At 73.0% G+C, this 13296-nt stretch carries 9 protein-coding genes; 7 read left to right on the top strand and 2 right to left on the bottom strand.

What is annotated here, in order from left to right; genetic code table 11:
• Positions 1 to 3: 3 nt before the first annotated feature.
• From IEZ10_RS16695 to IEZ10_RS16685, 3 genes are all read left to right on the top strand, one after another.
• Positions 4 to 1545: an alkaline phosphatase D family protein gene (locus IEZ10_RS16695; protein ID WP_189247414.1), complete on the top strand. Its 1542-nt coding sequence runs from the start codon at positions 4 to 6 to the stop codon at positions 1543 to 1545.
• A 13-nt stretch (positions 1546 to 1558) separates the two neighbouring features.
• Positions 1559 to 3124, top strand: a complete 1566-nt coding sequence (locus tag IEZ10_RS16690) for an NEW3 domain-containing protein (protein ID WP_189247413.1) — start codon at positions 1559 to 1561, stop codon at positions 3122 to 3124.
• Between the two features lie 203 nt (positions 3125 to 3327).
• Positions 3328 to 4938, top strand: coding sequence for a beta-N-acetylhexosaminidase (locus tag IEZ10_RS16685; protein ID WP_189247412.1), 1611 nt, complete (start codon positions 3328 to 3330; stop codon positions 4936 to 4938).
• Positions 4939 to 4953: 15 nt separating this feature from the next.
• On the opposite strand, the gene IEZ10_RS16680 is transcribed toward IEZ10_RS16685, so the two are convergent.
• A complete protein-coding gene (locus tag IEZ10_RS16680; RefSeq protein WP_189247411.1) occupies positions 4954 to 5511 on the bottom strand; it encodes a dihydrofolate reductase family protein in 558 nt (185 codons plus the stop codon).
• A gap of 268 nt (positions 5512 to 5779) precedes the next feature.
• On the opposite strand from IEZ10_RS16680, the gene IEZ10_RS16675 reads away from it, so the two are divergent.
• The 3 genes from IEZ10_RS16675 to IEZ10_RS16665 all read left to right on the top strand — a co-directional run bounded on the left by IEZ10_RS16675 (position 5780) and on the right by IEZ10_RS16665 (position 9010).
• A complete protein-coding gene (locus IEZ10_RS16675) occupies positions 5780 to 7282 on the top strand; it encodes a cytochrome ubiquinol oxidase subunit I (protein ID WP_229811338.1) in 1503 nt (500 codons plus the stop codon).
• 4 nt (positions 7283 to 7286) lie between these two features.
• A complete protein-coding gene (locus tag IEZ10_RS16670; protein WP_229811337.1) occupies positions 7287 to 8300 on the top strand; it encodes a cytochrome d ubiquinol oxidase subunit II in 1014 nt (337 codons plus the stop codon).
• 260 nt (positions 8301 to 8560) lie between these two features.
• Entirely contained in the window at positions 8561 to 9010 is a 450-nt protein-coding gene (locus IEZ10_RS16665; RefSeq protein WP_189247410.1) for a DUF6098 family protein, read from the top strand.
• Positions 9011 to 9136: 126 nt separating this feature from the next.
• Here IEZ10_RS16665 and IEZ10_RS16660 read toward each other — a convergent pair whose 3' ends face one another.
• A complete protein-coding gene (locus IEZ10_RS16660; protein WP_229811336.1) occupies positions 9137 to 9484 on the bottom strand; it encodes a hypothetical protein in 348 nt (115 codons plus the stop codon).
• Positions 9485 to 9917: 433 nt separating this feature from the next.
• Here IEZ10_RS16660 and IEZ10_RS16655 point away from each other — a divergent pair, with 433 nt between their 5' ends.
• Entirely contained in the window at positions 9918 to 12887 is a 2970-nt protein-coding gene (locus IEZ10_RS16655; RefSeq protein WP_189247408.1) for a glycosyl hydrolase, read from the top strand.
• Positions 12888 to 13296 lie beyond the last annotated feature (409 nt).

Genomic DNA, 13296 nt, shown 5'->3' with positions numbered 1-13296 from the left:
CCCATGATCAACCGGCGTACTCTCCTGGCCGGCGGCGCGGGTCTCGGACTCGCCGCGGCGCTCGGCTCACCCGTGCGCGCGGCGACCCGCCGTACCCCGCTGACCGACGTCTTCCAGCTCGGCGTGGCCTCCGGCGAGCCCGACGCCCAGGGCGTCGTGCTCTGGACCCGCCTGGCGACCGACCCCCTCACCCCCGACGGCCTCGGCGGCATGCCGAACCGGCCGGTTCCCGTCCAGTGGCAGCTCGCGACCGACGAGAGATTCAGCAAGATCGTCCGGCGCGGCACCGAGACGGCCCGGCCCGAGGAGGCGCACAGCGTCCACGTCGAGCTGGACGGCCTCGACCCCGGCGCCGAGTACTTCTACCGATTCCGCGTCGAGGGCGAGATCTCCCCCGCCGGGCGGACCCTCACCGCGCCCGCGCCCGGCACCCGCGGCCGCGACCTGAACCTGTCGTTCACCTCCTGCGCCGACTACCAGACCGGCTGGTTCACCGCCTACCGCCGGATGGCCGAGGACGAGCCCGACCTGATCGCCTTCCTCGGCGACTACATCTACGAGTACGGCGACTACAAGTACCCCGTGCGCGACCAGGCCGGCGGCGAGTGCCTCGACCTGGCGGGGTACCGCCTCCGGCACGCCCAGCACAAGACCGACCCCGAACTGCAGCTCGCCCACGCCGTCGCGCCCTGGGTGGTGGTCTGGGACGACCACGACATCGAGAACGGCTGGGCCGGGGACGTGCCCGAGCAGCCCGACCCGCCGTTCCTGCCCCGCCGGGCCGCCGCGTTCCAGGCGTACTACGAGAACATGCCGCTGCGGCGCGCGCAGCGGCCCGACGGGCCGTCGCTGAAGCTGTACCGGACGCTGCACTGGGGCTCGGTGGCGAACCTGCACCTGCTCGACACCCGCCAGTACCGCGACCTGTACGCCTGCACCGGAAAGAGCGGCACGGTCGGCGACGACTGCGCCGAGCGCCTCGACCCGAACCGCACCATCCTGGGCGGCGAGCAGGAGGCGTGGCTGACCGGCGAGCTGCGCGAGTCGCGGGCCACCTGGGACCTGATCGGCCAGCAGGTGTTCATGATGGAGATGGACTGGGCGAACGGCCCCGCCAAGGGCTACTCCAACGAGGGCTGGGACGGCTACGTCGCCAGCCGCGACCGGCTGGCCGCCTCCATCGCCGACAACCGGCGCAACGGCGTCGTGCTCACCGGCGACGTCCACTCCCACTGGGCCGGGGAGGTCAAGCGCGACCACCGCGACCCGGAGTCGAAGTCGGTCGCCGTGGAGCTGGTCACCACCTCGGTGACCTCCGCCGGCGACGGCCGGGACGAGTACCCCGACACCAAGACCCTGCTCGCCGAGAACCCGCACGTGAAGTTCTTCAACGGCCGCCGGGGCTACGTGCGCACCGTGGTGTCGGAACGGGAGATGAAGGTCGACTTCCGCTCCATCGACCGGGTCACCGAACCCTACGCCCGCGCCTACACCTCCGGGTCCTTCGTCATCGAGCCCGGCAACCCGGCCCTCAACCCTGCCTGACGGGAGTCCTTCCATGCGCACACGCACGGCCGCCCTGTCGGCGGTCCTCCTCGGCGCGCTCGCCGTGCCCTCGGCGGCGACGGCCCGCACCTCCGCCGCGCCGCCCGGCGTCGACGCCCCGCCCATGGGCTGGAACAGCCGCGCGCTGGCCTGCTCGGTCTCCGAGACCGCGGTACGGCGGGCCGCCGACGCCCTGGCCGACGGCCCCCTCGCCGCCGCCGGCTACCGGTACGTCATCGTGGACGGCTGCTGGACCGCCGCCGGACGTGACGCCTCCGGCGGCCTGGTGGCCGACCCCGCCCGGTTCCCCTCCGGCATCCGGGCCCTGGCCGACTACGTCCACGGCAAGGGCCTGAAGCTGGGCCTCGGCCTGTCGGCCGGAACCAAGGCGTGCGCCGGCGGCGGCGCCGGCGCCTACCGGAACGAGGCCGCCGACGGCGCCCTGCTGCGGAGCTGGGGCGTCGACTACCTCAAGTACGACTGGTGCTCGATCCCCACCGCCGACTTCCCCGGCAAGAACGTCCAGCAGATCGCGCAGATCCTCTACCCGGCGATGCGGCAGGCCCTCGGCGACGGGATCGCGTTCGCCATGAACAACGAGGAGGGCAGCACCGTCCCCTGGCTGTGGGGCCGCCAGGTCGCCACGACCTGGCGGACCAACGTGGTCACGAAACCGCTCACCGACTCCTACGCGCACATGGTGGACGTGTGGGAGACGAACATGCTCCGCCACGAGTACGCCGGGCCCGGCTCCTGGAACGACCCCGACCTGCTGCAGGCCGGGCTCGGCAAGATGACCGAACGGGAGTACCGCGCCCAGTTCAGCCTGTGGGCGATCGGCGCCTCCCCGCTGATCCTGCAGGCCGACCCGGCCAAGGCACCCGCCGCGATCGTCGCCAACCCCAAGGTGATCGCGGTGAACCAGGACCGGCTGGGCGTGCAGAGCCGCTACGCCCGCACCGACGGCTGGTACCACGCGCTGGTCAAGCCGCTGGAGAACGGCGACAGCGCGGTGGTGCTGTTCAACGAGAGCGACCGGGCGGCCACCATAGCGGTCACCGCCGCGAAGCTGAAGCTGCCCCGCGCCCCCCACTACCGGGTCGAGGACCTGTGGACCGGCGAGGTCGCCGCGACCCAGGGCGACCTCGCGGCGTACGTGCCCGCGCACGGCGCGGTCATGTACCGCGTCGCCACCCGTGACGCGGGCGGCGACCGCGCGGCGCCCCTCGTGACGCTGGAGACCGACCCCGCCGCCACCCTCGGCGAGGACCGCCTCACCACGCTCACCGCGGGCCGGGAGGGCGAGATCGTCACCCGCCTGGTCAACACCGGCGGGACGAAGAAGCTCACCGGCGCCGAGATCGCCCTGACCCTGCCGGACGGCTGGCGGGCCCGGCCGGTGACCCCGGCGGCGTCGCCGGAGAAGCTCGCCGCGGGCGAGGCGTTCACCGTCACCTGGGCCGTCACCCCGCCGGCCGGCGTCACGGCGGGACGGTACGAGATCGGCGCGAAGGCGTCCTTCGACGGCCGCGCCGAGGTCACCTCGTCCGCCGCCGCCCTGGTCGCCCAGGCCCCCTGAGACCGGCCGCCGGCGCCCCCTTCCCCGGGGGGTCCCGCCCCCGCGGGGCGCCGGCGGCCCACCCGCGCCGGACCTGCGCCGGACCTGCGCCGGAGCCGCGTCGGACCCGTGCCGGAGCCGCGCCGGAGCCGTACGGGGAACCGTGTCGCGTCCGCGCGGCCCGCAGGGGGCCGCGCGGGGAGAAGCCCCACCGAAAGGAAGAAATGATCATCCCCAAGCCCGTCCGGTTCGAGACCCGACCGGGCCGTCTCACGCTGGGCCCCGCCACCGTCCTCGCGTCCGACCCCGCGCTGGCCGGGGTGGCCGCCTGGTTGCGGAGCGAGCTCGGCCCGGCCGGAGGCTGGGAGCTGCTCCCGGGCGAGCCCGGTCCCGGGGCGATCGTCCTCGCGGTCGGCGCGATGGGCCCGGAGGAGTACACGCTGACCGTCGGCGACGACGGCGTGCGCATCGAGGCCGGCGGGCCGGCCGGCGCGTTCTACGGAGCGCAGACGCTCCGCCAGCTCCTGCCCGCCGAGGCGTTCCGCAGGGCCGCGGACGGCCCGCGGGAGTGGTCGCTGCCGGCCGTGCGGATCGAGGACCGGCCGCGGTTCGCCTGGCGCGGCTGCCTGCTGGACGTCGCCCGGCACTTCATGACCAAGCGGGAGGTGATGCGGTTCGTCGATCTGATGGCGATGCACAAGCTCAACGTCCTGCACCTGCACCTCACCGACGACCAGGGCTGGCGGCTGGAGATCAGGCGCTACCCCCGCCTCACCGAGGTCGGCGCGTGGCGCCGCGAGAGCTCGACCGGCTGGAACGGCCCCACGGACGGCCGGCCGCACGGCGGCTACTACACCCAGGACGACATCCGGGAGATCGTCGCCTACGCGGCGCGGCGGCACGTCACGATCGTGCCCGAGATCGACATCCCCGGGCACACCCAGGCGGCCATCGCCGCCTACCCCGAGCTGGGCAACCTCGACGTCCCGCTGGAGGTCCGCACCACCTGGGGCGTCGGCCCCAACGTCGTCAACGTCGAGGACGGGACCATCGCGTTCTTCAAGAACGTGCTGGACGAGGTCATGGAGCTGTTCCCGAGCCCGTACGTGTGCGTCGGCGGCGACGAGGCCCGCAAGGACCAGTGGAGGGCCAGCCCCGCGGCGCAGCGCCGGATCGCCGAGCTGGGCCTGCGCGACGAGGACGACCTGCAGAGCTGGTTCATCCGGCAGTTCGACGACCACCTCACCGCGCGCGGCCGCAGGCTCGTCGGCTGGGACGAGATCCTGGAGGGCGGGCTCGCCCCGGGCGCGGTCGTCGCCTCCTGGCGCGACACCCTGGGGGCGGTGCTGGGGGCACGGGCCGGGCACGACGTCATCACCTGCCCGAACACCTCCGTCTATCTCGACTACCGGCAGGCGCCGGGCGACGACGAGCCGGTGCCGTTCGGCACCGTGCTGACCCTGGAGGACGTCTACTCCTTCGATCCGGTGCCCGCCGAGCTGGACGGCGAGGACGCCGCCCGGCACGTCATCGGCTCGCAGTGCTGCCTGTGGACCGAGCTGATCGACTCGCCCCGGCACGTCGACTACATGGTCTTCCCCCGGATGTGCGCCTTCGCCGAGACGGTGTGGAGCCCGCGCGCCCGGGACTTCGCCGGCTTCCGCGACCGGATGCGCGTCCACGAGGACCGGCTCGCCGCGCTCGGCGTGGAGTACCGGCGCGAGGACGGGCCGCTGCCCTGGCAGCGGCGCCCCGGCGTCATCGGGCGCCCCGAGGAGCGGGACGCCTGGGCCGCCAGGATCGCCACCCTGACCAGCAACATCCGGGGGACCTGAGCGGCGGGGGAGGGGTCAGGTCGTGGGGGAGGGGTCCTGCGGGGCGTAGGAGAGGACGACGACGCCCGAGCCGAACCTCAGCGTGTCGAGGAGTCTCAGCCGGGCGTCGGTGCCCTCCCGGAACAGGCGCCTGCCCCCGCCCAGGATCCGCGGGTGGACCCAGATCCGGTACTCGTCGAGGAGGCCGTGCTCCATCAGCGTGTCGGTGAGCCGGCCGCAGCCGTAGATCAGCATCTGCCGGCCGGGTCGCCGCCTCAGCTCGGCCACCGTCTCGACGACCTCGCCGCCCGGGATGACCGAGGTGTTGTGCCACTCGTCGGCCTTGTCCAGTGTCGAGGACACCACGTACTTGGGCATGCCGTTCATCCGGTCGGCGAACTCCCCGGTCCTGCCGGGCCAGGCGAGTGCGAACCCCTCGTAGGTCACGCGGCCCATCAGGAGCGCGTCGCTCGCGAAGAGCTGGTCGTGGGAGTACGCGGCGGCCTCGTCCGTCCAGTACTTGAGCGACCAGAGGTGCGGGTCGTCGATGAAGCCGTCCAGCGTCGTGTAGACCGACGCGATGACCTTTCTCATGCTGCTCTCCTCCGCCGAAGGGCGTGCCGCGCGGGGCCGCGACACCCGATGAGGTGTGACGTTGCGTCATGGAAACACTACGGAAAGCGATGGCAGTCCGGTGGTTCCAACGCGGCTTTCCGCCGTTTGCCGGGAAACGGGCGGGGGGAAGGCCGTATGGGTGAGGGGCCCATGAGGCCATGGGTGCCCATGTGACCTGGGGGAACGTCATGGAAGCCGGGGAACGCGCGAGGACCGGCGGGACCGCTGCCCGGGGGGAAGGGGCGCCGTGTCCGCACTGTCCGGGTTGACCGGGTTGACCGGGTTGACCGGGCTGTCCGGACTGACCGGGCTGACCGGGCTGACCGGGCTCGCCGTACCGACGCCGGTGGCGGCGGCCGGCCCGGCGAGCCCGGCCGACATGTTCGCGGCGCGCATGCAGATGGGCTTCTCGCTGGGCTGGCACATCGTGCTGGCCTGCCTCGGGGTGGGCATGCCCGCGCTGCTGCTGTTCACCGAGTGGCGGGCCCTGCGAACCGGTGACGACGAGCACATGCGGCTGGTCCACCGCTGGGCCAAGGCGGTGGGCGTGCTGTTCGCCGTCGGCGCGGTCTCCGGGACGATCCTCAGCTTCGAGATGGGCCTGCTGTGGCCGGGCCTGATGGGCGTCTACGGGGAGGTGATCGGCCTTCCCTTCGCGCTGGAGGGCAACGCCTTCTTCCTGGAGGCCATCTTCATCGGCGTCTACCTCTACGCCTGGGGCAGGCTGTCGCCCCGGCTCCACCTGCTGACCGGGGTGCCGGTGCTGGTCGCCGGGGTGGCCTCGGCGTTCTTCGTGGTGACTGCCAACGCCTGGATGAACCAGCCGGTCGGGTTCACCCTGGAGAACGGCCGGATCCGCGACGTCGACCCCTGGCGGGCGATGATGAACCCGGCGACACCGCCGCAGACGCTGCACATGATCATCGCGGCGTTCATGGTGACCGGCTTCACGGTCGCCTCCGTCTACGCCGTGGCGCTGCTGCGCGGGCGGCGTGACCGCTACCACCGCCTCGGCTTCGCCATCCCCTTCACGCTGGGCGCCGTCTTCGCCCCGATCCAGATCGTGGTGGGCGACTACGCGGCCCGGTTCCTGGCCGAGTACCAGCCCGTCAAGCTCGCCGCGATGGAGGGGCTCTTCCAGACCCGGTCGCACGCCCCGCTGAGCCTCGGCGGCGTCGCGGTCGGCGAGGAGATGCGCTACGCGGTGGAGATCCCCAGCGGCCTGTCCCTGCTGGTCGGCAACAGCCCGAGCACGGTGGTCCGCGGCCTCGAAACGGTCCCGGTGGCCGACCGGCCCCCGGTCACCACGGTCCACCTGGCCTTCGACACGATGGTGGGCGTCGGGTTCTTCCTGCTCCTGCTGTCGGCGTGGTTCGCCGTGGCCTGGTGGCGCCGCCGCGACCTGCCGCGTTCCCCGTGGTTCCTGCGCCTGGCCGCGATCTCCGGGCTGGCCGCCGCGGTCGCGGTGGAGTCCGGCTGGATCGTGACCGAGGTCGGCCGCCAGCCCTGGACGGTGTACGGCAGGCTCCGCACCGTCGACGCCGTCAACCCGGTGCCGGGGCTGTGGGTGGGGTTCGCCGTCGTGCTGCTGGTCTACGCGCTCCTCACCGTCGCCACCGTCTACGTGCTGCGGCGCATGGCGCGCGCGTCCAGGACGCCGGAGGCCGCCGGGGAGGAGGGGACGCACGCGCCCCAGGAACCGGAGGAGCCCGCCCGGGGCGCGACGCCCGCGACCGGGGACCGGGGGTGACCCGGTGGACCTGGTGCAGGCCATGCTGGTGGTGCTGTGGGTCGGCGTGACGCTGTACGCGCTGCTGGCCGGGGCCGACTTCGGCGGCGGCGTCCTCGACCTGCTGGCCGGGCGCGCCAGGGCGGGCATGCCGCAGCGCCGGCTCATCGAGCACACGATCGGGCCGGTGTGGGAGGCCAACCACGTCTGGTTGATCTTCGTGCTCGTCGTGCTGTGGACCGCCTTCCCGTCCACGTTCGCCGCGGTGATGTCCACCCTCTACATCCCGCTGACGCTCGTGGCGCTCGGCATCATCGCCAGGGGCGCCGCGTTCGCCTTCCGCAAGGCCAGCACCGAGCTGTGGCAGCAGCGCCTGTTCGGCGCGGCCTTCGCGATCTCCTCGGTCCTGACGCCCTTCTTCCTCGGCACGGTCGCCGGGGGGATCGCCTCCGGGCGCGTCCCGCCGGGGCTGGGGGCCGGGGACATCATGGCGAGCTGGGTGAACCCCACCTCGATGCTGGGCGGGGTCCTCGCGATCGGGGTCTGCGTCTACCTCGCCGCCGTGTACCTGTGCGACGACGCGAGACGGGCCGGGCTGCCGGACCTGGCCGAGGGGTTCCGGCGCCGGGCGCTGGTGACGGGCCTGGTCGTGGGCGCCGTCGCGCTGGCCGGCGTCGCCGTGCTGCGCTGGGACGCCCCCCGGCTGTTCGACGGGCTCATCCACCGGGCGCTGCCGCTGGTGGCGGGCAGCGCCGTGCTCGGCCTGGTCTCCCTGGTCCTGCTGTGGCTGAGGCGTTTCCTGCTCGTCCGGGTCACCGCCGCGCTGGCCGTCACGGCGGTGCTGTGGGGGTGGCCGGTCGCCCAGTACCCCGCGATGCTGCCACCCGGCCTGACCGTCTACCAGGCCGCCGCCACCCGGTCGGTGCTCGGCGCCACGCTCCTCGTGCTCGCCGTGGGCGCGTTGCTGGTCCTGCCGTCCATGGCGTGGCTGCTGCTGTTGCAGCGGCGCGCGCCGTACGACACCGGATCGCACGGCTGAGCCGCACGCCGTACGACACCGGATCGCACGGCTGAGCCGCACGCTGTACGACACCGGATCGCACGGCTGAGCCGCACGCTGTACGACACCGGATCGCACGGCTGAGCCGCACGCCGTCGCCGGGGAGGGATTCCCGGGTCAGGTGTGAGCTGGGAGAACGTGGGAACCGTGGGAATGTCGCCCGGCGGGAAGCCGGAGGTGGCCCGCCGGTGAGCCCGGCGGGCCCGATCGGGGAAGCACGTCGAAGCGAGGTGGAGACGATGGCGTCGGCACCGACTGTGATCACCAGCCTGTCGGAACTCGCGACGCTGCTGGACAGTCGGCACGGGCTCTTCATCCGGTGGTCGCGGGACCTGGACCGTGACGAGACGACCGGCCGCAGCCGCGACGCCCTGACCGGCGCCGAGCTGCCCGGACTGTCCGCCAATCCGCTGGACGTCGAGAGCTGGTGGGGGGATCGCTCGACCAGGCTGTGGGCCGCCCGGCGTCTCTACGACTACTCCCACATCCGCCGCGACCGGGGGCCGGACGTCAGGGCGTGGATCCTCGCGGGGGAGGAGGTGTCCCGGGGGCCGGACAACGAGCCCCTCATCCGGTGCGGTGAGGTCGTCGCGACCGTGGACGAGTCGGTGATGCGGGAGGCCGCGGAACTCGTCGAGGCCCAGAACAGCCGCGCCTGGGGCACGCTGGATCGCAAGCGGTCCCGCTGACGGGGTGGCCGGGCCGCCGCGGGAGATCGAAACAGGCCCCGGCCCGGGGCCCGAGCCCGGACCTGGATCCGAAAAAGGCTCTGGCCAGACCCGGGGGAGGTCTGGCCAGAGCGAAGGGAAGGCGGATCAGCTGACGTTGGCGCAGACCGCGTAGACGCTGATGCCGACGTCGCCGTAGCGGTTCTGCCGGCCGAGGCCGATCCAGCCGGTGCCGTCGTCGGTCGGGAAGGAACCGACGAGGATCGCGTCCGCGCCCTGTGCCTCGGCGCCGCCGCCGACCGCCCGCTTACCGTCGGGGCACCGGACCACGCGACGGGAGAAGTTGGGGACGTTGGCGTTGGGGAGCTTGACGATCTGGTAGCCGGTGAAGTCGGCCGCCGAGCTGGTGGGGGCGTCGACGGTGGCGGTGGCCGGGGCGGCCGCCGCCGCGGCCAGACCCGCGCAGCCGACGACGGTCGCCAGTGTGATGGCCATGAGTTTTCCGTGCCGCATGATTCCTCCTGAAGCAGGGGGTGCCGGAGTGAACACTGACAGTAAACGAACAATCACTCAGCGTGTCCAGTCATGGTTTTGTGGCCGTCCCGCCAGTTGCGGCGCGCGGGCCGGCGCTCTCCGGGCGGGCGCGGCCGGGAGGCGCCGCCCGAATTCCCCGGCATTGCTGGGAGAGCGCTCTCAAGACATCGGACGTTGGGTGGGGCGGCCGGTCAGGCTCCCTGTCAGGTTCCCGGAGCCCGAGGAGAACCCCTCCCGTCAGCGGTTCCGTTGAGAAAAGCGAACGGCGGAAATTCGTCCGGCGGTAATCGCGGTGAAACATTGACGACGGCCGGACGGCTGGCTACGTTCCGCTGTGAGAGCGCTCTCTCAGCCGCTCCGCTCCAGATCCGACCCCTCCCCTGGAGGCACCCCCATGGATCACCCGAACCACGCCGCGATGCCGGACACACCACGACCCCCGGGAAGAAGCCCCGCCCGCCGGCGCGGCCTGGCCGTGCTCGCGGCCGTCGCGCTGCTGGCCGGCGTCTTCGGCGCCGGCGCCGGCCTCGGCGCGGCACGTCCCGCCGAGGCGGCCACGGTGGGCGCCGGCGGCTACGCCGACACGCTGCCCGCCGGCCGTTCCCTGCCGACCGGCTGCGCCGACCTCTCCACCAACCCGCGCCGCTGGGTGACCGGCAACGCGCCCAAGGGCGCCGTCCCCACCAACGACTGGTGGTCCTCGCTCCTCTTCAAGCGGAACGACTGCGCCTACAGCGACACCCTGCACGCCCACCCCGTCTCCTACGACACCTTCCCCGACGGCATCGGCCTCTCCTACGACTCCGGGCCGACCTCGATCACCGGCACGGCGACCGGTGTCGGGGAGTACAAGTACGAGTACCGCGAGGACATCCGGGTCGGCGTCACCGGGATGAGCTCCCCCGACGTCAAGGTGGACGGCTGGAGCGACTGGACCGTCACGCCGTACTGGAACGGCGGGACCCGGACCATGAAGGCGACCATCGGCCACGGCCTGCCGTTCACCTACTTCCAGGTCACCGGTGGCGACGCGCGGATCAACGGCACCGCGGGCGTCCCCGCGGTCTGGTCGAACGACGGCCCCGTCATCGGGTTCACCGCGGGCGGCAGCGACTACGTCGCCTACGCCCCGGCGGGCTCCACCTGGACCGTCAGCGGGACGACGATCACCTCCTCCCTCGCGGGCAAGGGCTTCTTCTCGGTGGCGGTGCTGCCCGGCGGCCAGGACAGGGCGGCCCTCGCCGCCACCTACGCCAGGTACGCGCACGCGCACGTCACCGGGACCCGCGTCTCCTACGCGTACGACCCGTCGGGCGGCAGGGTCACCACGACGTACGGCTTCACCACCGCGGCCAGGCAGGGCACGGAGCGGGGCACCGTCATCGCCCTGTACCCCCACCAGTGGAACCACCTGACCGGCGCGACCCCCCTCACCCCCACGTACGCCTCCGCGCGCGGCCCGATGAAGATCATCACCGGGACGGGGTTCACGACGACGATGGCCTACACCGGCGTGCTGCCCGAGGTTCCCGCGGTCGCCGACGGCTCGGGCGCCGACCTGGCCACGGTCACCGGCCACCTCAACGCCGAGCTGGGCGACCCGATGGCGGCCAGGGGCGACGACACCTACTGGACCGGCAAGGGCCTGGGCCGCGCCGCCCGGATCGCGGAGATCGCCGACCAGCTCGGCCTCACCTCGGTCCGCGACGCGGCGCTGACCGCCGTCCGAACCCGCCTCACCGACTGGTTCACCGCCGCCGCGGGCAAGACCTCCCGCGTCTTCTACTACGACCCCAACTGGGGCACGCTGATCGGCTACCCCGCCTCCTACGGCTCCGACCAGGAGCTCAACGACCACCACTTCCACTACGGCTACTACATCGCCGCCGCGGCGACGCTCGCCAAGTTCCAGCCGGACTGGGCGAAGAAGAGCCGGTACGGCGGCATGGTGGACCTGCTGATCCGCGACGCCGACAACTACGACCGCGGCGACGAACGCTTCCCGTACCTGCGTGACTTCGACATCTACGCCGGCCACGACTGGGCGTCGGGCCACGGGGCGTTCGCCGCGGGAAACAACCAGGAGTCCTCGTCCGAGGGCATGAACTTCGCCAACGCCCTCATCCAGTGGGGCCAGGCCACCGGCGACACCGCCGTCCGCGACGCGGGCGTCTACATGTACACGACCCAGGCCGAGGCGATCAAGGAGTACTGGTTCGACATCCGCGACCGGAACTTCCCCGGGGACTTCGGCCACGGCGCGGTCGGCATGGTCTGGGGTGACGGCGGCGCCTACGCCACCTGGTTCAGCGCCGAACCGGAGATGATCCAGGGCATCAACATGCTTCCGATCACCGGCGGCCACCTCTACCTGGGCGACGACCCCGGTTACGTGCGCCGCAACTACGCCGAGGTGGTCAGGAACAACGGGGGAGAGCCCACGGTGTGGCAGGACATCCTGTGGGAGTACCTCGCGCTCGGCGACGGCGACGCCGCGTTGGCCAAGCTGCGCGCGGCACCCGGCTACACCCCCGAGGAGGGCGAGAGCCGGGCGCACACCTTCCACTGGATCCGCAACCTGGCGGCGCTCGGCACGGTGGACGCCACCGTCGTCGCCGACCACCCGCTGGCCAAGGTGTTCAGCAGGAACGGCGCCCGCACCTACGTGGCGTCCAACATCACCGGCACCGACATGACGGTGACCTTCTCCAACGGCACCCGGCTCACCGTTCCGGCGGGCAGGACGGTCGCCTCGGGCGCCCTGAACTGGAGCGGCGGCGACGCGGACGGCGGCCTCCCCCCGACCGCCACCCCGACGGCGACCCCCACCGTGACCCCGACGGCGACCCCGACGGCGACCCCGACGGTGACGCCGACGGTGACCGCCGCCCCCTTCACCGCGACCCGGTACCTCCGGGCGGACGGGACGCTCCCGGGCGCCAAGGGCACGGCGGGCGCCGTCACGATCGCCTCGGCCGGCGGCGTCAACCACGACGGCACGCCCACGAACGCGCGGGTCTTCACCGCGACCGGCCTGACCGCCGCACACAACGGCGGCACGACCGCCTTCGACCTGTTCCTGGACGCCGGGACCACGGTCGGCAACGGCACCCAGCTCAGGATCTCCTACGACTTCACCGGGAACGGGAGCTGGGACCGGGTGGAGACCTACCGTTACTTCGCCACCGACCCGCTGGCCGGGTGGGAGCACTACACCCAGGCGGCCGGGCTGCAGTCGGCGTCCGGAGCGTACGGGAACCTCACCGGCGGCACGGTGCGGGTCGAGGTCTGGAACGCCATCGGCACCGGCGCCACCACCCTCGGCGCGGGTGACACGTCGCTGGTACGGCTGCCGTTCGGCTGATCCGGCGCGACGCCGGCCGCCGCTCGGTTGGTCCGCCGCCACACCGGCTGTCGCTCGGTTGATCCGGCGCGACACCGGCCGCCGTCCGGCCGGCCGCCGCGGCGACCGCGGCGGCCGGCCGTCCTTCCGGGGCGGGGCGGGGCGGCGGTGCGGTGCGGCCGGGCGGGACGTGAGGCGGCCGGGGCCACGACGGCCCCGGCCGCCTCGTGCGGCGCGGGTGGGCGTTCCGCGCGACAGGACCGGCGAGCCGCCGCAGGTCCGCTTCCACTGGACGGAGGGCGATCCGATCGGCGCGGGCGGGGCCGTTACGCACATGTCTCCTGAGCGTCGCCCGGCCGGCCCGGTGCCGGGGGTATACCTTGATCACTGGCCGGCTACCGGCGCGGGTGGCATCTCAGCCGCGTGGAAT

This window comes from Streptosporangium pseudovulgare (genome assembly GCF_014648055.1).
Classification (GTDB): Bacteria; Actinomycetota; Actinomycetes; order Streptosporangiales; family Streptosporangiaceae; genus Streptosporangium; species Streptosporangium pseudovulgare.
The sequence above is the reverse complement of the archived record's forward strand: the minus strand, read 5'-3'. Positions and strand labels throughout refer to the sequence as shown.

Excerpts from the sequence above, each read along its gene's own strand:
- IEZ10_RS16660 (WP_229811336.1), bottom strand. The coding sequence starts at position 9,484 with ATGGCCATCACACTGGCGACCGTCGTCGGCTGCGCGGGTCTGGCCGCG.
- IEZ10_RS16680 (WP_189247411.1), bottom strand. The coding sequence starts at position 5,511 with ATGAGAAAGGTCATCGCGTCGGTCTACACGACGCTGGACGGCTTCATC.
- IEZ10_RS16690 (WP_189247413.1), top strand. The coding sequence starts at position 1,559 with ATGCGCACACGCACGGCCGCCCTGTCGGCGGTCCTCCTCGGCGCGCTC.
- IEZ10_RS16685 (WP_189247412.1), top strand. The coding sequence starts at position 3,328 with ATGATCATCCCCAAGCCCGTCCGGTTCGAGACCCGACCGGGCCGTCTC.
- IEZ10_RS16695 (WP_189247414.1), top strand. The coding sequence starts at position 4 with ATGATCAACCGGCGTACTCTCCTGGCCGGCGGCGCGGGTCTCGGACTC.
- IEZ10_RS16655 (WP_189247408.1), top strand. The coding sequence starts at position 9,918 with ATGGATCACCCGAACCACGCCGCGATGCCGGACACACCACGACCCCCG.
- IEZ10_RS16665 (WP_189247410.1), top strand. The coding sequence starts at position 8,561 with ATGGCGTCGGCACCGACTGTGATCACCAGCCTGTCGGAACTCGCGACG.